The 24151-nt window shown below is 68.8% G+C and carries 22 protein-coding genes; 2 read left to right on the top strand and 20 right to left on the bottom strand.

All coding sequences use genetic code 11. The features are described 5' to 3' along the window. Window positions 1-2: 2 nt before the first annotated feature. The 19 genes from M3B11_RS06870 to M3B11_RS06780 all read right to left on the bottom strand — a co-directional run bounded on the left by M3B11_RS06870 (window position 3) and on the right by M3B11_RS06780 (window position 20278). Window positions 3-848: a pseudouridine synthase gene (locus M3B11_RS06870; protein ID WP_259876003.1), complete on the bottom strand. Its 846-nt coding sequence runs from the start codon at window positions 846-848 to the stop codon at window positions 3-5. Between the two features lie 73 nt (window positions 849-921). Continuing rightward, window positions 922-1632, bottom strand: a complete 711-nt coding sequence (scpB, locus tag M3B11_RS06865; RefSeq protein ID WP_259876002.1) for an SMC-Scp complex subunit ScpB — start codon at window positions 1630-1632, stop codon at window positions 922-924. Continuing rightward, window positions 1629-2564 carry a ScpA family protein gene (locus M3B11_RS06860; protein ID WP_259876001.1) on the bottom strand — a complete coding sequence of 312 codons (936 nt, stop codon included), beginning with the start codon at window positions 2562-2564 and terminating at the stop codon, window positions 1629-1631. The genes scpB and M3B11_RS06860 overlap by 4 nt, the downstream gene beginning before the upstream one ends. After that, window positions 2531-3367: a ParA family protein gene (locus M3B11_RS06855; protein WP_175295077.1), complete on the bottom strand. Its 837-nt coding sequence runs from the start codon at window positions 3365-3367 to the stop codon at window positions 2531-2533. The genes M3B11_RS06860 and M3B11_RS06855 overlap by 34 nt, the downstream gene beginning before the upstream one ends. A 147-nt stretch (window positions 3368-3514) precedes the next feature. Further along, on the bottom strand, window positions 3515-4477 hold the full coding sequence (gene xerD, locus M3B11_RS06850) for a site-specific tyrosine recombinase XerD (RefSeq protein ID WP_259876000.1): 963 nt from the start codon (window positions 4475-4477) through the stop codon (window positions 3515-3517). Beyond that, window positions 4477-5214, bottom strand: coding sequence for an NUDIX hydrolase (locus tag M3B11_RS06845; protein ID WP_259875999.1), 738 nt, complete (start codon window positions 5212-5214; stop codon window positions 4477-4479). Before M3B11_RS06845 ends, xerD begins: the two co-directional genes overlap by 1 nt. After that, entirely contained in the window at window positions 5214-6899 is a 1686-nt protein-coding gene (locus tag M3B11_RS06840; protein WP_396121546.1) for a CTP synthase, read from the bottom strand. Before M3B11_RS06840 ends, M3B11_RS06845 begins: the two co-directional genes overlap by 1 nt. Window positions 6900-6938: 39 nt before the next feature. Beyond that, on the bottom strand, window positions 6939-8120 hold the full coding sequence (locus tag M3B11_RS06835) for a group 1 glycosyl transferase (protein WP_259875997.1): 1182 nt from the start codon (window positions 8118-8120) through the stop codon (window positions 6939-6941). Between the two features lie 60 nt (window positions 8121-8180). Further along, complete coding sequence (locus tag M3B11_RS06830) at window positions 8181-9317, bottom strand: glycosyltransferase family 4 protein (protein WP_259875995.1); 1137 nt, start codon at window positions 9315-9317, stop codon at window positions 8181-8183. Window positions 9318-9410: 93 nt separating this feature from the next. Next, window positions 9411-11039: a murein biosynthesis integral membrane protein MurJ gene (gene murJ / locus M3B11_RS06825; protein ID WP_259875994.1), complete on the bottom strand. Its 1629-nt coding sequence runs from the start codon at window positions 11037-11039 to the stop codon at window positions 9411-9413. After that, window positions 11039-11884 (bottom strand): hypothetical protein, encoded by an 846-nt coding sequence (locus tag M3B11_RS06820; protein WP_259875992.1) that lies wholly within the window; start codon window positions 11882-11884, stop codon window positions 11039-11041. The genes murJ and M3B11_RS06820 overlap by 1 nt, the downstream gene beginning before the upstream one ends. Then, the gene (locus M3B11_RS06815) at window positions 11881-12885 is read right to left on the bottom strand and encodes a copper transporter (RefSeq protein ID WP_259875991.1); all 1005 of its coding nucleotides are present in this window, start codon (window positions 12883-12885) and stop codon (window positions 11881-11883) included. Before M3B11_RS06815 ends, M3B11_RS06820 begins: the two co-directional genes overlap by 4 nt. Further along, on the bottom strand, window positions 12882-14153 hold the full coding sequence (gene steA, locus M3B11_RS06810; RefSeq protein WP_259875990.1) for a putative cytokinetic ring protein SteA: 1272 nt from the start codon (window positions 14151-14153) through the stop codon (window positions 12882-12884). The genes M3B11_RS06815 and steA overlap by 4 nt, the downstream gene beginning before the upstream one ends. Before the next feature lie 27 nt (window positions 14154-14180). Beyond that, window positions 14181-15890 carry a DNA repair protein RecN gene (gene recN / locus M3B11_RS06805; RefSeq protein WP_259875989.1) on the bottom strand — a complete coding sequence of 570 codons (1710 nt, stop codon included), beginning with the start codon at window positions 15888-15890 and terminating at the stop codon, window positions 14181-14183. After that, entirely contained in the window at window positions 15887-16864 is a 978-nt protein-coding gene (locus tag M3B11_RS06800) for an NAD kinase (protein ID WP_259875988.1), read from the bottom strand. The genes recN and M3B11_RS06800 overlap by 4 nt, the downstream gene beginning before the upstream one ends. Window positions 16865-16941: 77 nt before the next feature. Further along, window positions 16942-17727, bottom strand: coding sequence for a TlyA family RNA methyltransferase (locus tag M3B11_RS06795; RefSeq protein WP_259875987.1), 786 nt, complete (start codon window positions 17725-17727; stop codon window positions 16942-16944). Beyond that, complete coding sequence (locus M3B11_RS06790; RefSeq protein WP_259875986.1) at window positions 17724-17900, bottom strand: hypothetical protein; 177 nt, start codon at window positions 17898-17900, stop codon at window positions 17724-17726. Before M3B11_RS06790 ends, M3B11_RS06795 begins: the two co-directional genes overlap by 4 nt. Next, a complete protein-coding gene (locus tag M3B11_RS06785) occupies window positions 17897-18760 on the bottom strand; it encodes an HAD-IIA family hydrolase (RefSeq protein WP_259875985.1) in 864 nt (287 codons plus the stop codon). The genes M3B11_RS06790 and M3B11_RS06785 overlap by 4 nt, the downstream gene beginning before the upstream one ends. 42 nt (window positions 18761-18802) lie before the next feature. Next, on the bottom strand, window positions 18803-20278 hold the full coding sequence (locus tag M3B11_RS06780) for a hypothetical protein (protein WP_259875984.1): 1476 nt from the start codon (window positions 20276-20278) through the stop codon (window positions 18803-18805). A gap of 159 nt (window positions 20279-20437) precedes the next feature. On the opposite strand from M3B11_RS06780, the gene M3B11_RS06775 reads away from it, so the two are divergent. Beyond that, complete coding sequence (locus M3B11_RS06775) at window positions 20438-22519, top strand: choice-of-anchor I family protein (RefSeq protein ID WP_311197723.1); 2082 nt, start codon at window positions 20438-20440, stop codon at window positions 22517-22519. A gap of 77 nt (window positions 22520-22596) precedes the next feature. Further along, window positions 22597-23286, top strand: coding sequence for a GNAT family N-acetyltransferase (locus tag M3B11_RS06765; protein WP_259875983.1), 690 nt, complete (start codon window positions 22597-22599; stop codon window positions 23284-23286). A gap of 9 nt (window positions 23287-23295) precedes the next feature. Here M3B11_RS06765 and M3B11_RS06760 read toward each other — a convergent pair whose 3' ends face one another. Further along, the gene (locus tag M3B11_RS06760) at window positions 23296-24015 is read right to left on the bottom strand and encodes a Sir2 family NAD-dependent protein deacetylase (RefSeq protein ID WP_259875982.1); all 720 of its coding nucleotides are present in this window, start codon (window positions 24013-24015) and stop codon (window positions 23296-23298) included. Window positions 24016-24151 lie beyond the last annotated feature (136 nt).

Here is a 24151-nt window from a genome sequence, read left to right as displayed (position 1 = left end):
GCTCACAGACCGACCGCCTGCATGAGCTCGCCGATCTCGTCGGGGCGCAGGTCGCGGACCTTGCCCTGGCGCTGTTCGGCCAGGGCGATCGGGCCGAAGTGGGTGCGCACGAGCCGGTCGACGGGGTTGCCGACGGCGTCGAGCAGGCGGCGCACGATCCGGTTGCGGCCTTCGTGGAGGACGAGTTCGACGAGCGCGCGTCCGGGGGTTGAGTCGATGAGTCTGAAGGAGTCGACCCGGGCGATACCGTCGTCGAGTTCGATGCCCTCGCGCAGCCGGGCGCCGACGTCCTTGGCAACCGGGCCGCGCACCTGGGCGAGGTAGGTCTTGGGGATCTCATAGGACGGGTGGGTCAGGCGGTTGGACAGCTCCCCGTCGTTGGTGATGAGCAGCAGCCCCTCGGTCTCGGCGTCGAGTCGGCCGACGTGGAAGAGCCGTTCGGGCCGGTCGCGCAGGTACTCAGCCAGGCTCGGCCGGCCTTCGGGGTCGTCCATCGTCGAGACGACTCCGGAGGGCTTGTTGAAGGCGAGGTAGACGCGGTCGGGGGCGGTGACGATGCGCATCGAGTCGACGTGGACGGTCTGGATCTCCGGGTCGATGCGGGTTCCGAGTTCGGTCACGATCTGCCCGTCGACTTCGACGCGGGCATCGGCGATGAGCTGCTCGCAGGCGCGCCGGGAGCCGAGGCCGGCATCGGCGAGGACCTTCTGCAGGCGCACACCGTCTGGCTGGTGGACGGCACTGGCCGCCGAGGCGCTCTGCTGGGCGGTGCGCTGCGCGTGGCTGCGCTGTCGGCGGGTCGGGCGGTTGGACCGGTGACCGGGTCCGCGAGGATTGCTGCGAGTCATAGGGGTCATTGTCTCAAACCCGCACGTGGTTGCCGAACCGGGCACGAGGTGTGGCTGCGGGTCGTGCTGCCGCTCAGGTGCCGGCGGGCTCACCGCTGGCTTCCAGGCCGACCTCGGCCGGTGCTGCCGGTTCGTCGGCGTCTGCGTCGAGGTCGATGTCGTCGCCGGTGGCCACGTCGTCGTCTGGGGGCAGGAAAGGTGCGATGTCCGGCAGTTCGTCGAGGCTGTCGATGCCGAGGCTTTCGAGGAACTGGCCGGTGGTGGTGAACTGGCGTGCGCCGGTGACCTCCTCGGTGCCGGCTTCGACGATGAGCCCGCGCATGAGCAGGGTGCGCACGACGCCGTCGACGTTGACGCCGCGGATCGCGGAGATCCGTGCGCGGGTGACCGGCTGCCGGTAGGCGATGACGGCCAGGGTCTCCAAGGCCGCCTGGGACAGGGTGGCGGTCTGGCCTGCGGTGAGGAAGTCGGAGACGAGGTCGTGGTAGTCGCTGCGCGAGTAGATCCGCCAGCCGCCGGAGGCCTCACGCAGTTCGAAGCCGCGTCGCCGGGTGCCCGGCTGCCGTCCGTCGTAGTCGGCCTGCAGCTGCCGGCAGGCGGCGATGGCGGCGCCGGTGTCGATACCGAGGCTGACCGCCAGCGCTTCGGCGGTGACGGGGGCGTCGGCGATCATGAGCACGGCTTCGATCCCGGCCAGCAGCGTGTCCTCGCCCTGTGGCGCGGCTGGTTCCCCGCCCCGCGCTGCGGCCGGTCCCCCGCCCTGCAGGGTGTGCTGCTCGCTCATGTCGGCTCCTCGTCATCGGGTGGCGTCGGGGCGTCCCATTCGTCGGTGTCGGGCAGTGCGATGGTCGCCAGGTCCTCGGCTTCGGCGGACACAACGGTGAGCTCGCCGAGCGGGGCGGGCTGGTCGAAGTCGCACATCCCGGCTTTGAAGAGCTCGAGCAGTGCCAGGAACCGGGCGACGACGACAAGGGTGCTCTCGGCATCGGCGATGAGGTCGGAGAAAGTCAGCCGGCCGTGCTGGCCGAGGCGGGTGAGGACCACGGTGCGCTGTTCGGCGACGCTGATCTGGGGCAGGTGCAGGTGGTCGGTGCTCACCGTCGGCGGGGTGTGGTCGCGCTGCAGGACGGTCGCGTAGATCGCTGCCAGGACCTGCGGGGTGGCGGTGATCTCCAGGGGCGGCAGGATGTCGCGCAGCCCGTCTTCCAGCGGCACTGAGCGGGCGGTGCGGGTGGCGGCGTGGGCCATCTGCTCGGCGAGGACGGCGGAGACGGCCTTGTAGGCACGGTACTGCAACAGCCGGGCGAAGAGCAGGTCGCGGGCTTCGAGCAGCTCTAAGTCGAGTTCGTCGTCGACGTCGCCGCGCGGCAGCAGCCGGGCGGTCTTGAGGTCGAGCAGGGTCGCTGCCACGAGCAGGAAGTTCGACAGCTCCTCGAGGCTCTGCTCTTCGCGCAGCGCGGCGACGTAGGCGATGAACTCGTCGGTCACTTCTGCCAGGGCGACATCGGTGATGTCGAGCTTGCGCTTGGAGATGAGCCCGAGCAGCAGGTCGAAGGGACCGGAGAAGTTCTCCAGCCTGACGACGAAGCCGCCGGACTCGTGCTGCCCGGCGGCTCCGCTGCTCTCGGCATCGCTGGTGGCCGGGGCCGAGGCGTCCTGCTGTGCCGTGGTCGTCGCTGGGCTCAGGGTGCTCCCCCACGGGCGACGAGCTCGCATGCCAGCTGACGGTAGGCCTGTGCTCCGGTGTGGGTGGGGGCGAACGAGATGATCGGCTCGGCTGCCACCGATGCGTCGGGGAACTTCACAGTGCGGCTGATGACGGTGTCGAAGACCCGGTCTCCGAAGGCCTCGACGACCCGGGCGATGACCTCCTTGGCGTGCAGCGTGCGCCCGTCGAACATCGTGGCGAGGATGCCGTCGATCTCCAGGCCGGGGTTGAGGCGGTCCTGGACCTTCTCGATCGTCTCGACGAGCAGGGCGACGCCGCGCAGGGCGAAGAACTCGGTCTCCAACGGGATGATGACGCCATGGGCGGCGGTGAGCGCGTTGACGGTCAGCAGGCCGAGCGAGGGCTGGCAGTCGATGAGGATGACGTCGTACTCATCGGCGACCTTGGCCAGGGCGCGGGCGAGAACCTGTTCGCGGGCGACTTCGCCGACGAGCTGCACTTCGGCAGCCGAGAGGTCGATATTGGCCGGCAGGATGTCGATGCCTTCGACATTGGAGGGCTCGATGACCTCGTGCGGGTCGAGGCGGGAGTTCATCAGCACGTTGTACACGCTGCGCTCGAGATCGTGCGGGTTGAGGCCGAGCCCGACGGAGAGTGCGCCCTGCGGGTCGAAGTCGACAAGCAGCACACGGCGACCGTAGTCGGCCAGCGCCGCTCCGAGGTTGATCGACGAGGTCGTCTTGCCGACGCCGCCCTTCTGGTTCACCATCGCGATGATCCGTGCTGGGCCGTGCCCGTCGAGCGGCGGCGGTTCAGGGTACTCGACCTGCGGTCGCCCGGTCGGGCCCATCACCTCGGCATCTGGGATGTCCAGCTTCTGCTGCGAATCAGCCACGCCAGTCTCACCTTTCGTCTCGGATGTGTTCAGCTTATCGTGCGCACCGGCAGTTTCGCCGCTCCACCGCGCCTGCCGCCGCAGGCTGGGCTGCGCGCCGGTTCAGTGGGCCCGCGGGTGGGTGGTGGCGTAGACCTCGCGCAGGGTCTGGCTCGTCACCCGCGTGTAGATCTGGGTGGTCGTCACGGCGGCGTGACCGAGCAGCTCCTGCACGACCCGGATGTCGGCGCCGCCTTCGAGCAGGTGGGTGGCGAATGAGTGGCGCAGTGAGTGCGGGCTGATGTCGTCGTCGAGGCCGGCATGCTGGGCGGCGGTCTTGATGGTCTGCCACGCGGATTGGCGGCTGAGCCTGCCGCCGCGCTGGTTGACGAACACGGCGCCGGCGCCCTGGCGGCCGGGCTGCTGGCCGGTGCCGACGCGGGCGGTCATGTCCGGCCGGGCGCGCACAAGCCAGGCTTCGAGCGCCTCGGAGGCGTGTGAGCCCAGCGGCACGAGGCGCTCCTTGCTGCCCTTGCCGTACAGGCGCACGATTCGGGATTCGAGGTCGATGTCGTCGATGTCGACACCGATCGCCTCGCTGATGCGCGCGCCGGTGGCATAGAGGAACTCCAGCAGGGCCCGTGCCCGCAGCTGGACCGGTTCGTCTCCGGCGCAGGCGGCGAGCAGCCGTTCGACCTCGGCGATGGTCAGCGCATGCGGCAGCGAGTCGACGTCCCGGGGCGGGGAGATCTCAGCGGCCGGGTCGTCGGGGACTCGACCTTCGGCATGGAGGAAGCCGAAGAGCCGCCGGATCGCCACGGTCAGCCGGGCGCGGGAGCGCACCGACAGGCCGGTGTCGGCGATGTATACGAGGAAGGTCTCCAGATCAGCGCCGGTGACGGCGGTGAGGTCGCGGATCTGCTGGTCGTCGAGCCAGGTGAGCAGCCGGGCGAGGTCGCGGGCGTAGGCGTCGAGCGTGTTGTGCGACAGGCCGCGTTCGAGCTGCAGGTGAGCGAGGTAGTCGCGGACCGGGTCGCCGAGCCTGGCCGGCGCCTCGGGCAGCAGTTCGGCTGCGTGGCGAGCCATCAGGGTCCGTCGGCGACGGGCCCGGTTCGGGCGCGGGGGCCGCGAGCGCGCAGCTGCACGTCTCTGGCCGGCCACGGTTCGTCGGCTGGACGCATGTTCTCCCAGCCGCGGGTGCGGGCATGTTCGGCGTGGAGGATCGCCAGAGCTGCGGTGCCGTTGGTGATGCGTCCGGCCAGCACCGCCTCGACAGCTTCGGTCAGCGGGATCCAGACGGGCACGATGCCGTTCTCCTCCCCGTCGCGCAGGTGGCGTTCGGCTTCCGGGACGGCGCAGAGGTCGCGGGCGGTGAAGATCCGCAGCGTCTCGCTGACACCTCCGGGGGTTGAGAGCTGATCGGCGAGCAGGCGCCACTGTCCTGCGTGCAGGTCTGCTTCCTCACCGAGTTCGCGCTGCGCGGCGTGCAGCGGTTCCTCGCCGGGCACGTCGAGCAGGCCAGCTGGAATCTCCCAGTCCCGGCACAGCACCGGGTGCCGGTACTGCTGGATGAGCAGGATCCGGTCCCGGGCATCGATCGCAGCGATCGCGACGGCCCCGGTGTGCTGGACGAAGTCGCGGGTCAGCGGCTCCTCGGATTCGGGTACGGAGAAGGTCTCGCGCCGCACATCCCATACGTAGCCGCGGAAGGCGGTTTCGCTCGCGGTCACCTCGGCGGGTGCGAACTCGTCGCGCAGCTCGCCTGCCGGGTGCTGCCCGGCGGTCAGCGCTTCGGCCGCCGAGCTGGTGTGTCGTGCGTGCATCAGATGCTGCGCCGGTCGAGTGCTGCGCGCACGAGGCCGGAGAACAGCGGGTGGGCCTCAGTCGGCCGGGACCGCAGCTCCGGGTGGGCCTGCGTGGCGACGTAGTACGGGTGGACGTCGGCGGGCAGTTCGACGAACTCGACGAGCTGCTGGTTCGGCGAAGTGCCCGAGATCACGAGTCCGGCGTCGGTGAGCTGCTCGCGGTAGGCGTTGTTGACCTCGTAGCGGTGCCGGTGGCGCTCGGAGACCTCGTCGGCACCGTAGACGCCGGCGACGATGCTGCCGGGCAGCAGGTCGGCGCTGTACAGGCCCAGCCGCATGGTGCCGCCGAGGTCCCCTTCGCCGTCGACGATGTCGAGCTGCTCGGCCATCGTGGCGATGACTGGGGCCGAGGTGTCGGGATCGAACTCCGTCGAGGACGCCTCGTCGATCCCGGCGACGTTGCGTGCGTATTCGACGACCATGCACTGCATGCCCAGGCACAGGCCGAGCGTCGGGATGCCGTTCTCGCGGGCGTAGCGCAGGGCGCCGAGCTTGCCTTCGATACCGCGGATGCCGAAGCCGCCGGGAACACAGATCGCGTCGAGACCGGCGAGGTGCTCGGCAGCGCCTTCGGGGGTTTCGCAGGAATCGGAGGCGATCCAGTGGATGTTGACCTTCGCGTCTTCGGCGAATCCGCCGTGGCGCAGCGCCTCGGTCACCGACAGGTAAGCGTCAGGCAGGTCGATGTACTTGCCGACGAGGCCGATCTCGACTTCGTGACGGGGGTTGTGGACACGTTCGAGCACCCAGTCCCACTGGTCCCAGTCGACGTCGCGGAAGGGCATGTTGAGGCGGCGGATGATGTAGACGTCGAGGCCGCCGTCGTGCAGGACCTTCGGAATGTCGTAGATGGAGCGGGCATCAACGCAGGAGACCACGGCTTCGAAGTCGACGTCGCAGGCCGAGCCGATCTTCGCGCGGATCGAATCCGGCAGTTCGCGGTCGGAGCGCAGCACGATCGCATCGGGCTGGATGCCGATCGAGCGCAGCGCTGCCACCGAATGCTGGGTCGGTTTGGTCTTGAGCTCTCCCGACGGCCCGAGGTAGGGCACAAGGGAGACGTGGATGAAGAAGCAGTTCTCGCGGCCGACGTCGTGGCGAACCTGGCGGGCGGCTTCGAGGAACGGCTGCGATTCGATGTCGCCGACGGTGCCGCCGACCTCGGTGATGATGACGTCAGGGGCCTCACCGTCGGTGCGCTCAGCCTGGGAGCGCATCCGCAGCTTGATCTCATCGGTGATGTGCGGGATCACCTGGACGGTGTCACCGAGGTAGGCACCGCGGCGCTCCTTGGCGATGACCGAGGAGTAGATCTGGCCGGTGGTGACGTTGGCGCTGGCGTCGAGGTCGGTGCCGAGGAAGCGCTCGTAGTGGCCGATGTCGAGGTCGGTCTCTGCACCGTCGTTGGTGACGAACACCTCACCGTGCTGGAAGGGGTTCATCGTGCCCGGGTCGACGTTGAGGTAGGGGTCGAGCTTCTGCATCGCGACTGTGAGCCCGCGCTGCGCGAGCAGATGTCCCAGCGATGATGCTGTCAGTCCCTTGCCGAGGGAGGATGCCACACCCCCGGTGACGAAGATGTGCCGGGTTGTGTTCTGTCCGCTTGTTCGCAATCGATTCACCACGGAATTGAATCCTATCAGGGAGGACGGGATCGCGTCCCGTCAGGGAGGCGACAGACGTCAGCGGCGCTCGATCGGGCGGGTGCCGGCGTGCATGCCGAGCACCGTGTCGTAGATGTCGAGCAGGATCAGCCCGGCGGTGTCGACGCTGGTGGAGGCGGCGACCCGGTCCTTGGCTGCCACTGCTGCGGTGGCACGGGCGGCGGGGTTGTCGACGTAGTCGGCGATGGCGGCCAGCAGTCCGGGTGTGTCGTCGGCGGCGACGTGGGTGACGCTATCACCCCAGATGCGGGCGCCGCGCTCCCGGCCGATGTGGATGACGGGCCTGCGCATCTGCATGAGCCCTTCGGTGCTCAGCCCGGTCATCCGGTCGGCTGCGACGACGAGATCGGCGGCAGCGGCCACTTCGGCGGCGGAGTATTCGCTGGCCACGCGGATGTGGTCGAAGCGGTTGGCGATCTCGCGGCTGACCTGGTCGCGGGCTGCTCCCCCGCCGGTGAAGGCGACGACCCAGCGGCGGTCGGCACGGTGGCTCGGCAGCCTGATCGCGGCGTCGAGCACGGTGGTCAGGTCTGTGCCGTCGCGCATCTCGATCGGGCTGGCGATGAGCCAGTAGCCGGCAGGCACGTCGAGGTCGCGGCGCACGCGTCTGCGGTCGCGGGTGATCGCCGTCTGCAGGTCGCCCCGCGGGTCGAGGTCGGGGCGCAGCAGCGGGGCGCGTTCGGTGACCGGGACCTCGAGGTCGGCGAAGTACTCGCAGACCGGGTCGGTGGTGCCGAGCACGGCTGTCGAGGTGCGGGCAACGGTGCGGGCCAGCAGCGTGTCGACGGTGCTGGACTCGTCGAAGCGCTCGACGGTGGTGATGATCGCCGGGTGCATCCGCTGCGGCAGGCCGGTCAGGGCGAGACCGGCCAGCGCACCGGCGTGCAGACCGTGGGCGTGGACGAGATCGACGTGCCGGTAGTACTTGTGCAGCGTGAAGGCGTGCGAGGCGTCGGAGACGCGGATGCCGCGCACCGCGCCGATCTCGATGTGGACGAGCAGCGGGTCAGCGGTGTCGAGGCCGAGCGTGTCGAACACGGATCGGCGGGCGGCGACGGCAGTCGGGTAGCCGGCTTGCAGGTGGCGGGCGATGGTCTCGCGGGCCATCTCGACGACGACGGAATCGGCAGTGTCGAGAACGTGCATGATCCGGGTGCTGGGATCCGGTCCGAGGGGCGTCTGGCTGGCGAGTTCGCTCATGGCTGTCGCTCTTTCTGCTGGTCGCGGGTGGGTTGCGTCTGTCTCTAGCCTAGCGATGTTTCAACGGCCGCCGGCATCGAGCAGAGAGGTGTAATGGCGGAGGACCGTGCGGGCGACTTCGGGTTCGCGCGGCAGGTCGAGTGCCTTGTGGGCTGCGCGGCGGCCGAGCTCGGCGCGCATCTGCTCTTCTGCAGCGAGCATCCTGATGCCCTCGGCCATCGCCTCGGCGTCCCCGGGGGTGACGAGCAGGCCTGCATCGCCGAGCAGTTCGGGGGTGCCGCCGGTGGCGGTGGCGATGATCGCCTTGCCGGCCATCATCGCCTCCTGCAGCACGAGTGCGCGGGCCTCCCACAGGCTGGAGAGGACGAAGATGTCAGCGGCCTGGTTCAGCGTGGTGACATCATCGCGCTGACCGAGGAAGTGCACCGGCAGCTGCTCGGCGATCACGCGCTTGCGCAGCACCCGCAGCTCGTCCTCATCGGCGGCCCCGGCGATGAGCAGGTGCACCCGGTCGTCATCGAGCCGGGCCAGTGCGTCGAAGAGCAGACCGTAGTTCTTCTGCGGGGCGATCCGGCCGACGGCGAGCATGAGGACGGTCTCGCGCGGCAGGGCCAGTTCACGCAGCAGTCTGGAGCGCAGCAACCGGTTGTTGACGTCTTCGGCGAACTGCGGGTCAGGTGCTGCGGCTGGGGCGAAGACAGCGTTGCGGGCACCGTGATCGCGGGCTCGGACGACGAGGTCGGAGCTGGCTCCGATCGTCAGGTCGGCACCGCGGGCGACGTACATCTGCACGGCCTTCTCGGCCAGTTCCCGGATGCCGCTGCCCATCGCCTGGTTGTGCCAGGAGACGACGGTGTGGGGGCGATTGCGCTTCGAGAGCCGGTTGGTGGCCATGAGTGTGGTGAAGCCGGCGCGGAAGCCGTGGGCGTGGACGATGTCGGCGTCGAAGGTGGCGATGAGCTTGCGCAGCCGGTTGATCGAGGCGGTGTCTTTGACGCTGAGGCTGGTGCCGAGTTCGAGGGGTGCGAAGACCACCTGGCCGAGGGCGTCGAAGCCGAACTGCTCATTGGTGGCCGATGGCCCGATGACGCCGACGGTGTGGCCTGCCTGCGCGAACTCCCGGGCCAGGGAGGCGACGTGGGTTCCCACTCCCCCGGTGGAGGTGGCTAAGACCAACAGAATCCGCAGGCTGCGCATGGACGATGTCCTCTCAGTCGATCGCTCACCGGCGCCTCTCGGCACCGCTTCAGCCAGTCTAGCGAATCCGCAGGGCTCTGCTGGCCGGTCGGATCAGCGGCTGGCCAGCTGGCGCATCGAGGTGATGAGCCGGCGGTTGAGCGCGAAGGTGAGTCCGGCCATGACGGCGACCGCGACAACCCCTGCGATGAGACCGGAGACGACTGCTCCGCCTGCCGGCGGCCAGCTTCCTGCCAGGGCGAGCATGAGCTGGGCGCTGCCGTAGCCGGCGACCGCTGCGGCAAGGGAGGTGAGCACGGTGAGCGACAGGTTGCGCGTCATCCCCTGCAGCGCCTCGGGCCCGACGGCCCGGCGCAGGAAGGACAGGTGGAGCACGGCAGCGACCGTCATGCCGATGGCATGTCCGAGGCAGACGAGGATGAGGGTGGCCGCAGCGCGGTGGCTGGGGTCGGTGGTGGTGATGACGGCGGCTCCGCTGAGCACGGTGGCGATGACGGATATCCATCCGGTGGTGGTGCCGATGGCGGCATAGCGGGCGGATTCGAGGGCGGCGTACATGCGCATCGCCCAGGCGATCATGCACCAGCCGGGCACGGCGAGTGCCATCACGAGGATGGCGGTCGACATCGCAGCGAAGGGCACCGCCTCGGAACCGGAGGCGGCGTCGAAGGCGGTGAAGAACTGCTGCAGCGGCACGGCTGCGGCCACGAGGATCGCGGCTCCCAGGCCGCCGGCGATGAGGATCGCGGAGGTTGTCGTCGCCACGGTGCGCGGCACCTCGGCGCCGGCCTCGGCGACCTGCCGGGACAGGCGCGGGAACACGACGGTGGCGATCGGCACGGCGAGCACTGCGTACGGGAGCATGTACACGGCCTGGATGTAGTTGAACAGCACGAACACGCCGGTGCCGCCGGTGCGGTTGGAGACGGTGAGGACCGAGAGGATCGCGATCTGCTGGGCGATGAGTGCGGTCATGCCGGCGGCGCCCAGGCGCACGGCGCGGCGGGCCACGCCGTCGGGGAAGGTGAAGGTCGGCCGCAGCCGCACCCCGGCCGCAGCGGTCGGCAGCCACAGCGGCAGGGCCAGGGCGACGACTCCGGCCGTGGTGCCCCAGGCGAGCAGGGCCAGGGGCCCGGCGGCAGCGTGGTTCGGGTCAGTGGGCACGGCGCCGTAGGCAAGGTAGGTGCCGATGACGACGAGGCTGGAGAACAGCGGCATGAACGCCGGCCATAGGAACTTCCGGTGGGCCTGCAGCACGCCGGTGAGCACCGCCCCGACTGCGTAGAGCGGCAGCTGGGCGGCGAAGATGAGGAGGAACTGCCCGGCGTAGTGGGCCGCGGCCGGGCTGGCATCAGCACCGCCGGAGATGAGGGCTGCGGCCAGCGGCTGGTGAAAGACGGCCACGAGGACGGCCAATGGCAGGGTCAGCGCCAATGACCAGGTCAGCAGGGCTGAGGCGATCCGGTTGACCTGTGCGCGGTCGGCCCGGGCAATCGGGGCGGCCAGCAGCGGCACAACCGCTCCGGCCAGCGCGCCTCCGGCAACGACCTCGTAGAGGATGTTCGGGACCTGGTTCGCGGCCTGGTAGGCGGTGCCGACGACGCCGGCGCCGACGGTCGGTGAGAAGACGAGCCAGCGGACGAACCCGATGATCCGAGTCAGCAGGGTGATGACGGAGACGGCCAGTGCCGCCCCGGCCGTGGCCCGCAGCCAGCGGGGCATCAGCGCACTCGTGCCCAGGCGTCGAGCTCGCGCAGTCCCGGGGTGCTTTCGATGACCTCGGTGAAGGAGACCTTCTCGCTGGCCAGGGTCAGGCCGGCCAGCAGGGCGAGGCTGAGGGCGAGTTCGGTGCGGGAGGCATCGAGTGCGGCTGCGGTGCCGAGCAGGCTGCCGAGGGCATTGGCGCCGGTGTCGCCGAGCATCGTGAGCCCGGCTGCGTCATCGGCGAAGGCTGCAGCGATGACGCCGAGGCTGCCGCCGCTGAGCACGAGGGCGGACCCGCGGCCGCTGAGCAGGCCGATGCCGGCGAGCAGGGCGCTGGCCTTGAGCGCCCGGGCCGGGCGCAGGTCGAGGAGGTTGATGAGGTTGGCGGTGCCGGCGATGACGCCGCCTGCCAGCACCGCATCGGCGAGGCTGCCTGCGAGCTGGGAGCCGAACAGCTCGTCGGCGTCCCGGCCGATGAGCGCGGCGACGACCGAGGAGGCGGAGATGCCGAGGACTTTGAGGCCGCCGGTGGTGACCTCGCCGCGGGTCAGGGCGCTCAGGTGTCCGCGCAGTCCCTTCTCGCTGCCGGATTCGGCGAAGTCGTCGACGGCGCCGAGCACGCCGGCCGCGGTGGTGGCCAGGGTGGCGGCCAGACGATGCGGCAGCGGGTCGGCGAAGATCGCGACGGTGGTGGCGCCGGCGGCAGCGGCCGGACCTTCGATGAGCGAGACGGTCTCTCCGGCGTGGTTGGTGCGGTCGAGGCGATTGTTGAAGCCGAACCGGCTGCGGGCGGCGCTGACGCCGCGGGTGGCGGCGTAGCCTGCGACGGCGGCGACGGAGGCGGTGACGAGCGTGCGGATCATTTCTCAGCTCCTGGCATGAGGGCGTCGGCGTTGGCGGCGAAGCCGTAGTGGCCTTCGGACGTGTCGTCGTGCAGGGCGGCGACGGTGAGTGCGGTGATGACCGGTCCAGCACCGAGCTCGATGCTGTCGACACTGGAGACGCCAGTGTCGTTCTCGCGCACGTAGCCGACCAGGCCGCTCTCAGCGCCGGCGGTCGTGCTGGCGACCACGGTCGGAGTGGCTCTATCGAGGTCGGCGGCGAAGGCTGAGTAGGCGTTGGCTTCCGGGCGCGGCGCGTCGGTGGCTCCGGCATCGCCCTGGCCTGGCTGTGCCTCGGGAACCGGCGGGGCGATGAGGACGATGACCTCGGCGGTGGCATAGCTGCCGCCGTTGAGCCGGCCGGCGGCGCCGAAAGCCTGGAGCACGTCTTCGGACTGCTTCTGGTCATACCGGGTGCCCTCACCGTCCCCGGGGGCGGCGGTGACCTCGGTCGCATCGCCGGCCGGGGCCGCGGTGGCGGCTTCCTCGGCGGCACCGCCGGCGGAGACGGCTGCCGCCAGCGCCGTGGTGAGCGCGCTCGCATCGTCATCGGGCAGGTTCGGGTCGATCGAGCGCAGGGTGTCGAGCAGGTCCTCAGCGCCCTTCGGGTCGAAGGCGTCGGCGGAGAGCTCGCCGCCGTCGTTGACGGTGGCGTCGGCCTCGGACAGGCGGTCGCGCACTGCGTTGACGGCGTCGGCGTTCGTGTCGGCGGCGCGCACGAGGGTCACCGGCACCTCGGCCAGCCGGTCCTTGAGAAGGTCCGGGGCGGTGGCGGCGATGAATTCGTTGAGGTCGCTGACGTCGGCCTTCGACTGGTCGAGCTCGGTGCGCAGTTCGTCGCGGTCGGAGCGCAGTGAGTCGACCTGGCTCTGCAGGGATTCGCCGATCGGCTCCTTCAGCGGTCCTGCGCCGAGCACGATGCCGATTGCCAAGGCGACGAACACCGAGATGAGGGACACGAGGTGGTAGCGGAAGTCGATCACGTCAGAGGAGGCCCTTCGTCGAGCAGGTGGGTGGCGGGCAGATGGGATTCGGGCGGCGGCACAGCCAGCGCTTCAGGAGTGGGAGTCGGTGAGAACAGGTTCTCGATCCACTGGATGAGCCCGTCGAACTGGGCGCCGATGAGCCCGAGCAGCGTCTGTCCGGCCGGAGTGGCCGACATCGCGACAAACAGTGCGAACAGTCCGGCCAGGGCGAGGATCGACAGCTGCCAGTTTGAGATCCGCTGCCGGTACAGCAGGGACACGCCCTTGGCGTCGAGCAGCTTCGAGCCGACGCGCAGCCGGGTGAGGAACGTCGAGGCCATGCCGCGGCGGCCCTTGTCGAGGAACTCGATGAGCGTGTCGTGGGTGCCGACGGCGACGATGAGCGGGGAGCCCTTGTCATCGGCGAGCAGCATCGCGATGTCCTCACTGGTGCCCGAGGCGGGGAAGATGACGCATTCGAGACCGAGGCCGTGCAGACGCTCGACACCGGGTGCGCGGCCGTCGCGGTAGGCGTGGACGACGAGTTCGGCACCGGAGCTCAGGGCGGCATCGGAGACGGAGTCCATGTCGCCGACGATCATGTCCGGTGAGTGGCCGGCTTCGAGGATCGCATCGGCGCCCCCGTCGACGCCGATGAGGATCGGCCGATACTCGCGGATGTAGGTCCCCAGCATCGCGAGGTCTTCTTTGTAGTGGTAGCCGCGCACGACGATGAGCGCGTGCCGACCGGCGAAGCTCGTGCGCACGTGAGGGACGACGAAGTCCTCCGAGAGCAGATCTGAGTCTTTGCGGATGTACTCGATGGTGTTCTCGACGAAGTCGACGAGCACCTTGTTCATCCCGGACTCGGCGTCTTTCATCTGCTCTTCGATGCTCAGCCGGGTGTGCACGCGTCCGTCGCCCAGGGGCGTGCCGTTGCGTTCGAGGACGCCGTCTCTCAGATGCAGCTCCTCACCTTCGGTGATGGAGTCCATGAGCTCTTCGCCGGCCTCGTCGATGAGCGGGATGCCGGCGTCGACGATGATCCCGGGCCCGAGGTTGGGGTAGCGTCCCGAGATCGACTTGACAGTGTTGACGACGGCCGCCGGGCGGCATTCGACGAGAGCCTCAGCGGAGACGCGGTCGATGTCCGAGTGGCAGATGACGGCGATCTCACCGGGCTGGAGTCGTTTGGTGAGATCCTTCGTGCGGCGGTCGACGCGCGTCACAGCTGGTCCGATCGTCAGATCGGTCTCGATGGTCTCGCGGCTCTTGCGGATCTTCATGGTGCCGCCATTGTCGCATGCGGCATATCAGAACTGCGCCTTCGCCTCGGCTGCGGTGTCCATGAGTTCGACGGCGTGGGCGCGAGCTGATCCGGAATCGGCCATCCCACCGAGCATCCTGGCCAGCTCCTCTTCGCGTCCGGCACGGTCGAGGGCGGTGACGCCGGAGACGGCGCCGCCGGTCTGATCGTCCTTGACGACGGTGATGTGGGTGTCGGCCCACGCGGCGACCTGGGCGAGGTGGGTGACGACGATGACCTGGGAGTGGGCGGCCAGACGGGCGAGCCGGCGGCCGATCTCGATGGCGGCTTTGCCGCCGACGCCGGCGTCGACCTCGTCGAACACGAAGGTGGGGAAGGTGTCCTTGGCGGCTTTGACGACTTCGATGGCGAGCATCACGCGGGAGAGCTCACCGCCGGAGGCGAGCTTGCCGATCTCCCCGGGGGCGGCGGCGTCGTGGGCACTGAAGAGCATCGCCACCGCATCGGTGCCGAGGCTGTGCGGGGCGGCCTCAGCGATGTCGAAGACGATCCTCGCCCGCGGCATCGACAGTGCTGACAGCTCAGCGGAGACGGCGGCGGCGAACTCCGCAGCCGCCTGTTCGCGCAGCTGACGCAGCCGCTGTCCGGTCTCTGCGACCGCCTCGGCGGCGGCTGCCACCGCATCGTCCATCCCGGCTGAGGAGCTCTCGGCGTTCTGCAGCTCCAGCAGCTCAGCCCCGGCCTGCGTTTCGAAGGCGAGCACCTCGGTGACATCAGCGCCGAAGGCCGACAGCGAGCCGAGGGCCGCCCGGCGGGCCTCGGTGTCCTCCAGGGACTGGCCTTCGAGGTCGGTGAAGGAGGCGACGTAGGCCGACAGTTCGGTGGCGGTGTCGGTCAGCCGGATGCGCACATCGGTCAGCGCCTCGACGTGGGTCTCCAGGCTGGCGTCGGAGCGCGCGGCGCGGGTGACTTCGGCGATCGCCTGCTCGACGGCGTCGAGGGCGTTGTGGGTCTCCTGCCAGTCACTGCCGGCCAGTGCGTCATGGGCGGTGCCGACGGCCTGTTTGAGGTCCTCGGCGGCGCCGAGGCGGGCGGCGAGCGCCTTGAGCTCCTCGTCCTCGCCTTCGACCGGGCGGACCGCGTCGATGGTCTCGAGGCTCTCGGTCAGATAGGCGATGCGGGCGGCGCGTTCGGAGGCGGTCTCACGCAGCCGGGCAGCCTCGGCTTCAAGCTCCTGCCAGCGGTGGTAGGCCTGCTGGTAGCTGGTGAGCGCATCGGCGATCGCGGTGCCGCCGTAGCGGTCGAGCAGGGCGCGCTGTTTGGCCGCCGAGCGCAGGGTGATCTGCTCAGACTGGCCATGCATCGACACAAGGGCGTCGCCGACGTCCTTGAGCACGGCCAGCGGGACGGTGCGGCCGCCGGCTGTCGCGCGGGCGCGTCCCTCGGCGGGGATGCTGCGGGTGAGGATGGCCTCCTCGTCGGCTTCTCCCCCGGCTTCGTCGATGCGGGCGGTGAGCTGGTCTCGTGCCTCAGCTGACTGGTCGCTTAAGTCGAAGATGCCTTCGACGATCGCTTTGTCGGCCCCTGCCCGCACGACGCGGGGTTCGGCGCGGGCGCCGGTGAGCATGTCGAGGGCGGTGACGAACATCGTCTTTCCGGCACCGGTCTCACCGGTCACGACGGTCAGGCCGGCGCCGAGGTCGATGTCGGCTGCCGAGATGACGCCGAGGTTCTCGATGCGCAGACTCGAGATCATCGATCTCCTCGCTGCTGCTCCTCGGCGCTGACGACCGGCACGGCGTTCGTGTCAGCGGTGTTGCTGGGCCCGCGCCATCCGGTGACCGGCAGCTGGAACTTCGCGACCAGCCGGTCGGCGAACCGGCGGGTCGACAGGCGCGCCAGGGCCACCGGGGTCTTCGAGCGGCGGGCTTCGATGCGGGCACCGGCGGGCAGTTCGATCTCGTGGCGGCCGTCGCACCACAGGCCGGCGTGCATGCCTGGCTGGGAGGGCCGGAATTCGACGCCGAGGCGGGAGTCGGGGCTGACGACGAGCGGTTCGGTGAATAGGGCGTGGGCGGAGATCGGCAGCATGAGCAGCGCTTCGACGTCCGGCCACACGATCGGCCCGCCGGCGGAGAAGGCGTAGGCGGTTGAGCCGGTGGGGGTGGCGAGGATGACGCCGTCACAGCCGAAGGAGGACACCGGCCGGGAGTCGACGCCTAGGATCACGTCGATCATGCGGGTGTCTCCGCTCTTTTCGATCGTCACCTCATTCAGCGCCCAGGTGCGGTGGATGACCCGGCCCTCGGCGATGACGCGGATGTCGAGGGCCATGCGCTCGTCGACGTCGTAGTCGCGGCTGACGGCCCGGTGGACGGCGACGTCGAGGTTCTCGCGTTCGCTTTCGGCCAGGAATCCGACATGGCCGAGGTTGACACCGAGCAGCGGGACGCTGAGGTGGCGGAACTTCTCGGCCGCCCGCAGGATCGTGCCGTCGCCGCCTAGGACCATGACGAGTTCGCAGTCGCGTTTGAGGGTGTCGATGGCGTCGTCGTCGCAGACCTGCACGGGGGTGTCGAGGCTGTCGATGTGGCTGAGGAGCATCTCGTAGTCGGAGGCGAGCATGACCGGCTGGATGCCATCGGAGTGCAGCGTCTGGCACGCACGTAAGGCTGCTTCGCGCGAGTCGGCTCGCTGCGGGTGAAGCACGACGACGATGCTGCGATCCACGTATCTCCCCTTCCTCGTCGTCTCGACTGTCTCCGCACGTGCCGGAACTTGGACGGCTGCCGGCTGGCGCGCTGATCTCAGTCAACTGTACAAGCCTGGGAATCTGCTTGGGTGATGTGGATGAAGAACTCGCGGTTGCCGCTGGGGCCGGGCAGTTGGGTTTCGACCCACCCGTGGACGCGGGCTCCGGCGTCTGTGGCGGCGTCGGCGACGGTGGCGATGGCGGCCTGGCGTTCGGCTGGGTCGGTGACGACGCCGTGTTTGTTCACAGCGTGGCGACCGCGTTCGAACTGGGGTTTGACCATGAGCAGCAGGGTTCCGCCGGGCCGGGTGAGGGCCAGCAGCGGTTCGATGAGCAGGGTCAGGGAGATGAAGGATACATCGGCGACGATGAGGTCGACACCCGGGGAGCCGTCCGGCCGGCCGGGCAGCTGGTCGCGGGTCAGCTGCCTGAGGTTGGTGCCTTCCATATTCGACACACGGGCATCAGTGCGCAGCTGTGCGGCCAGCTGGTCGTGGCCGACGTCGACAGCGTAGACGTGTGCCGCACCGGCAGCGAGCAGCACCTGGGTGAACCCGCCGGTCGAGGCACCGGCATCGAGGCACATGGCACCATCAGGCAGATCCTCCAGGCCGAAGTCACGCAGCGCACCGAGCAGCTTGTGGGCGCTGCGGGCGACCCAGGGATCCTCGCCGGAGACTTCGATGACGTCGACAGCGCTGACCTTCTGGGAGGACTTCTGCGCCGGCTGGCCGTTGATGAGCACGTGGCCGGCGGCGATCTGCCGGGCTGCGCGGTTGCGGCTGACGGCCAGTCCGCGGGTGACAAGTGCTGCGTCGATGCGCTGCAGCGGCTGGATCATAGGGAGGACAGGCCGCGTTCCATCTCCTCGAGCAGGCGCCCGGCCTGGTCGAGGGCGGTGGCGTCATCAGCCTGGTCGATGGCCTCGTCAGCCTCCTTCCAGCTGGCGGTCTCCAGGGCGCCGGCGGCCGCGGCGGGGCTGGCGGCCGGGCCCGAGGCGATGGACTCGCTCATGGGTTCTCCTGGGTGTCGGTGGCCGGGCTGAAGAGCTCCGGCAGGCGGGAGAGGATGAGGTCGGGCCGACAGCCGGCATCGGCTGCTTCGACGTCGTCGACCTGGTGAATGCCGGTGAGCACGAGGGCTGTCGGGCAGCCGGCTGCCTTGCCGCCTGCGATGTCGGTGTCGAGCCGGTCGCCGATCATGAGCGGCCGACGCACCCCGATCGCGGCGGCGGCTGCGGAGATCATGAGGGCTGAGGGTTTGCCGGTCACGGTCGGGGTGACCTCGGTGATGGTCTCGACGATGCGCACGAAGGAGCCGTTGCCCGGCATCGGGCCGCGGTCGGTGGGCATGCTGATGTCGCGGTTGGTCGCCCAGTAGGCGGCACCGGCGCGGATCGCCTCGCAGGCGGCAGCGAGGTCGTACCAGTTGAGTTCGCGGTGGAAGCCTTGCACGACAGCCACGGGGGTCTGGGCCGAATCAGCTGCGATCGCGTGGAGTCCGTTCTCGCGCAGGCACTCGGCCAGTGCCGGTGAGCCGATCGCCAGGACCGGTGCTGCGGCGGGGAATTCGGCGGCCAGCGCGCGGGCGGCGACCTGTGCAGAGGTCGTCACCTGCTCTGCCTCGGCCGGCAGACCGTAGGAGCGGATCTGGGCGGCGATGTCGGCTGCGCTGCGCGAGCCGTTGTTCGTCACGAACCCGTAGGGGATCCCCGCCTCGGCTAGCCGGGTGAGCGCCTCGTGTGCCCCGGGCACCACCTCGGGGCCGGCATAGATGACCCCGTCGAGATCGAACAGGACGCCATCGACGTCGCCGAGGTGGGCGGCTGCTGCCAGCAGCGGTTCACCGGTGGTCGTGGGTGCGCCTGGGTTCATTCGCGTGCCTCCTGGTGTTGCAGACGACTGGTGCTCACGGCCTCAGAAGAGGGTCTCCTCCTGCGGTGGCTCCTCCTCAGAGGGTGCCTGTGTGCCGGCGTCGGGTTCGATGCCAGCCTCGACGAGGATCTCCTCGAGTTCAGCCTCGATCTCGTCTTCGAACGACATCGGCGCAGGCGCCTCGGTCTGCACGGTGGCCTTCTCGGTCTCGTCTGCCGGCTGCTCGGTCTGGTCTGCCTTCTCGAAAGCGGAGCCCGCGTCCGCGGCGGCGGCCGGCTCTGCAGGTGTCTCACCTGTGTCTTCAGCGGCGGGCTCTTCCAGTTCCGGCGTATCGGCGGCCTCGTCAGCCGAGTCGTCTGCTGCCTCTGTGTCTGTGGCTGCGGGTCCCAGTGCGGTTTCGTCTGTGCTGTCGCTGGTGCTCTCGCCGCCGGTTTCCTCATCGGGCAGCTCGTCGATCGTCATGATCTCGACGTCGGCGTTGGGGTCTGGCTCCTCATCGCCGTACATGACGTTCTTCATCTTCGCCGTCCGGCGGGCCAGCTGCTCGTACTTGTCAGCCAGTTCGGTCTCACCGTCGACGCGCAGCAGATCAGCGTACGCCGACAGCAGCCTCACGGTCGCGCCAGCCGGGTGGCCGGTGAAGCCGGCACTGCTGAGCAGGGTCTTGGCCTTCTCATTGTCACCGAGGTCGCTGTGGGCACCGGCCTTAACGATGAGCAGCTCGATGCGCACTGACGGGTCGAGATCGGCTGCCTCGAACTCCTCGGCTACTGCGATGGCCTTGGCGGGGTTTCCGCGGCCGCGTTCGCAGTCGGCCATGAGTGCGGCGTTGTCATTCGAGCCGGTGATCCGGCGGTGCGTGCGCAGCTCACGCAGTGCCTCACCGTAGTTCTCCAGCTGGTAGGCCACGATACCGACGGCCTCGCGAACGGCACCGATCCGGGCAGCCCGGCCGAGGGCTGCCTGCGTGTGTTCATAGGCGAGCTCAGGTGCGACGTCGACGAGCTGGCCGGCAGCGACGAGATGCTTGGCGACGACCTCGGCGTTGGTCTTCTCCAGCGGGCGCAGCTGGCGACGTGCCTCAGAGTGCAGCTCCTTGCCGGTGATGCCCTCAGGGATGGCCGGTTCGTGCCGACGTTCGCGGCGGGTACCTCCGCGCTCCCGGTCGTCACGCTTGCGGCCATCGCGGCGGAAGTCCTTGCCACCGCGTCGGTCGTCACGTCGGCGATCATCTCGGCGCCGGTCGTCACGCCGGAAATCCTGGCCACCTCGCGCACGGTCGTCGCGGCGGAACCCCTCACCACCGCGGCGGTCGCCGTGCCTGCGGTCATCGCGACGGCGATCATTACGCCGATCCCCGCGCCGGAAGTCCTTGCCCCCTCGGCCGCGGTCGCCGAAGCCACGATCACCACGCTGCGAGCGGGGCTTCTGATGGTGCTTGCCGCCGCCGCGGGGACGCTGATGCCCGCCGTCGTCGCGGCGCGGGCGGTCCTGTGGTTCGTCGTCAGACTTCGACACTGTGCTCCCTATGTGACTGTCGGTGAGATGCCCGCCCAGTCTATCGCCCCGGCGCGGTGGGGAGAGAATTCATACCCGCGTCACCTTCTTCTCAATTCAGGGCCCAGCTGGGCTTCTAATGTCGGTATCTGCCCATCTGCTCTCAACTGGAGAATCTGCATGCCTCGCTTCATCTCCGGGCTGACCGCGCTCAGCGTCGTCAGCCTCACCGCCCTGGCTCCCGTCGGCCTCATGCCGGCCACGGCCGCCAACCCCGACTACTTCACCTCTCATTCGGCCCCCGGCGCCGAGGTGGAGCTCTCGGTGCTCGGATCGCACCGCGCTGACATCTTCGACGCCGGTGCCGCGGAGATCGTCGCCCACTACGCTGCCAAGCAGCAGACGCTCGTCGTCAACGCCGAAGCCGGCACCGTGCAGGTCCTCGACTCCTCCAACCCGGAGAAGCCGACCGCAGTGACCGAGCTGACGACAGCGGGCATGAGCTCAGCTGACGGGGCCTCGGTGCCAGCCGGAGCGGTGGCGAACTCGGTGGCAGTGCGTGCCGACGGTCTGGCTGCTGTTGCTCTCGAGGCGCCGACGAAGACCGACGACGGCTGGGTTGGGTTCTTCGACCTCTCAGGCGATGAGCCGAAGCCGCTGGGTGCGGTGCGCGCAGGTGCGCTGCCGGATTCGGTCGTCTTCGATGACGAGGGCAAGCACGCAGTCGTCGCCAATGAAGGCGAGCCCGCAGAGGACTACTCTGTCGACCCGGAGGGCACCGTCAGCGTCGTCTCCCTTCCCGAGGCGGTCCAGGCTCCCAGCCAGGAGGATGTCAAGACTGCAGACTTCCGGGCCTTCGAAGGCGATGCCCTGCCGGAAGGTGTGCGGGTCTTCGGCGGTCGTGAGGACGCCGGCACCGGCACCCCGGAGTACCCGGTGTCGGAGAACCTCGAGCCCGAGTACAGCACCGCCATCGACGGCAAGGCGTACGTCACCCTGCAGGAGGCCAATGCGATCGCAGTGGTCGACCTCGCCTCGGCGACAACAGAGAAGCTCATGCCGCTGGGCACCCAGGATGTGGCCGAGGTGCCTTTCGATGTCTCGAACAAGGACCAGGGGATCAACCGGGCGAACTGGCCGGTGCAGTCGTTCCTGCAGCCGGATACGATCCGCTCGATCGAGATCGGCGGACGCGACTACCTGCTGACGGCCAATGAGGGTGACACCCGCGACTGGGACGGCTACTCCGAGGAGATCCGGGTCAAGGATCTCGGCAGTGAGAAGAAGGGCTTGGCTCCGATCTGCGAATCGGTCGTCGAAGGCATGACGAACGAGGATGGCTCGCCGATGACGATCGAGGACCTGCAGAAGGAGGAGAACCTCGGCCGCCTGACGATCACCAAGGCCGACGGGCTGAAGGAAGACGGCAGCTGCTACGAGACGATCTACGGCGTCGGCGGTCGCTCGTTCTCGATCCTCGACACCGATGGCAAACAGGTTTTCGACTCTGCTGATGATTTCGAGCGCATCACGGCGGAGGTGCTGCCGAAGAACTTCAACTCCAACAACTCCGAGTCGAACTTCGACAACCGCTCCGATGACAAGGGTCCTGAGCCTGAGGCGATCGAGGTCGGCCAGATCGGTGAGAAGACCTATGCGTTCATCGGCATGGAGCGCATCGGCGGGATCTTCGTCTACGACATCACCGATCCTGCGAAGTCTGAGTACGTCACCTACGTCAACAACCGCAACTTCGCCGTCCAGCCTGAGGACAATGTCGCCGAGGCCGGAGACTCCGGCCCGGAGAGCATCGTCTTCGTCCCTTCGGCTGATCTCCAGGCCGACGGTGCAGCAGCTGCCGGTGAGGCCGGCAATGCCGGCATGCTCATCGTCGGCAATGAGGTGACCGGTTCGACCACGTTCTACGCCGTCGACTCCAGCCGCGTCGGAGACGATCCGACTGAGGAGCCGACCGACGACCCGACCAATGAGCCCACCGCTGACCCGACCGGTGAGCCGACCGACGACCCGACCAATGAGCCCACCGCTGACCCGACCGGTGAGCCGACCGACGACCCGACCCAGCAGCCGACCGACAGCCCGTCGGCCGAGCCCTCGCCGAAGCCGAGCGACAAGCCCGGTGATGACGACAAGGGCAGGTTGCCGCGCACCGGAGCCCAGATCGGCGCGCTGGCGGTCCTCGGCGCCCTGCTGGCAGCAGCCGGTGGCGCCGCTGTGTGGATCGCACGCCGCCGCAGCTGATAGCTGAAGCAGGACATCGGGCCCGCGTCGAAACGATGCGGGCCCGATGCGTCTGTCTCATTGCTAGGCTTCACCTCATGCAGCACACCCATGCGATGTCCCTTGAAGAGATCTGGCCGCCGTACGCTCTGACGATCTCGTGCGGGAACATAACCCTCTCCCCCGTGCGGGACTCCGACCTGCCCGAACTGGCGGCCCTTGCCGCCGGTGGTGTGACAGCACATCCGGGGGCGTTCATCGTCGATTGGGATCAGGGCACTGCAGAGGAGGTCGCCCGGAATCTCGCGACCTATCACTGGCGCACCCGCGGTGCGATCAACCCCGAAGAGTGGACGCTTGAGCTCGCGGTGCGCGTCGGCGGAGAAGCTGTCGGCGTGCAGAGTGCTGGCGCTCGTGCCTTCGCCAAGCGACGCACCGTGGGCACCGGATCCTGGCTGAGCAGGAACCATCAGGGCCATGACATCGGCACCCGGATGCGCCAGGCGATCGCCGTCGCGTGCTTCGATCACTTCGGTGCCCGGGAGCTCGTCACGTCGTACTTCAGCGGCAACGATTCGAGTCGGCGGGTCTCGGAGAAGGTCGGCTACGTCGACAACGGCTCGCTCATCGATGTCTCGGCCAGCGGCTCCCATGTCGGCCGCGAGCACAGGATGCTGCTGACCCCGGATCGACTGGTCCGCCCAGCCGAGGAGGTCACCGTGACCGGCGCCGAGGCGGTCGCTGAGTTCTTGCAGCTTCCAACCGCACCTTCCGAGCCGGTGGAGTGAGGCTGGAGTTCAGCCGAGCTTGGCCAGCAGGGGCGGCAGCACGTCTTCGATGTCTCCGTCGAGGACGTCATCGGCCCAGGCGTCGAAGGGCGTCGGCTCGGCATTGACGATGTAGCCGACAGCGCCGTTTTCGATGGCCAGCGGGAACAGCGATGCGACTGGAGTGACGTTGAGGCTGGTGCCGACGGCGATGATGACCTCACAGCCCTCTGCCGCGTCGATGGCCGCATCGAGGACGTCTCCGTCGAGCATTTCGCCGAACAGGATCGTCGTGGCGCGGATAATGCCGCCGCAGCCGGGGCAGCGCGGTTCGATCTCTCCGGAACGCACCCGGTTGATCATCTCCTGCATCGGTCCGGTTGCCTGACAGTCCTCGCAGCGCCAGGTGCGCACATTGCCATGAACCTCATGTACGAGCTCTGGAGAACTGCCGGCCAACTGGTGCAGACCGTCGACGTTCTGGGTGATGATGCCGCGCACCCTGCCGGTGCGCTTCTCGAACTCAGCGATCGCCGTGTGGGCCCTCGTCGGTGCGGCTTCCCAAAAGCGCGACTGCGAACGATACTGCCATGCCTTCTGGCGAATGGAGGCGCTGCCGACATAGTGCGACAGCGTCGAGGTGAGTTCGGCTTCCGGATCCTTGGTCCATATCCCTTCCGGCCCGCGGAAGTCCGGGATGCCAGCTCCCGTCGAGATCCCGGCGCCGGTGAGAAACGTGATTCGATCCATGCCCTAAGCGTATAAGCATGAGGTGATCGGATGAACCGGGTGCAGCTAGACGCGCCCGGCTGATGCCACGGCAGAAGAGAGCCGTGAATGCCGAAGAGCCCTGACCGCCGTGGTCAGGGCTCTTAGGTCAAAGTGA

The sequence above is a fragment of the Brevibacterium sp. p3-SID960 genome (genome assembly GCF_025144725.1).
In the GTDB taxonomy this organism is placed as follows: domain Bacteria; phylum Actinomycetota; class Actinomycetes; order Actinomycetales; family Brevibacteriaceae; genus Brevibacterium.
Note: the sequence above shows the minus strand (reverse complement) of the source record. Positions and strands in the feature narration are given on the sequence as shown.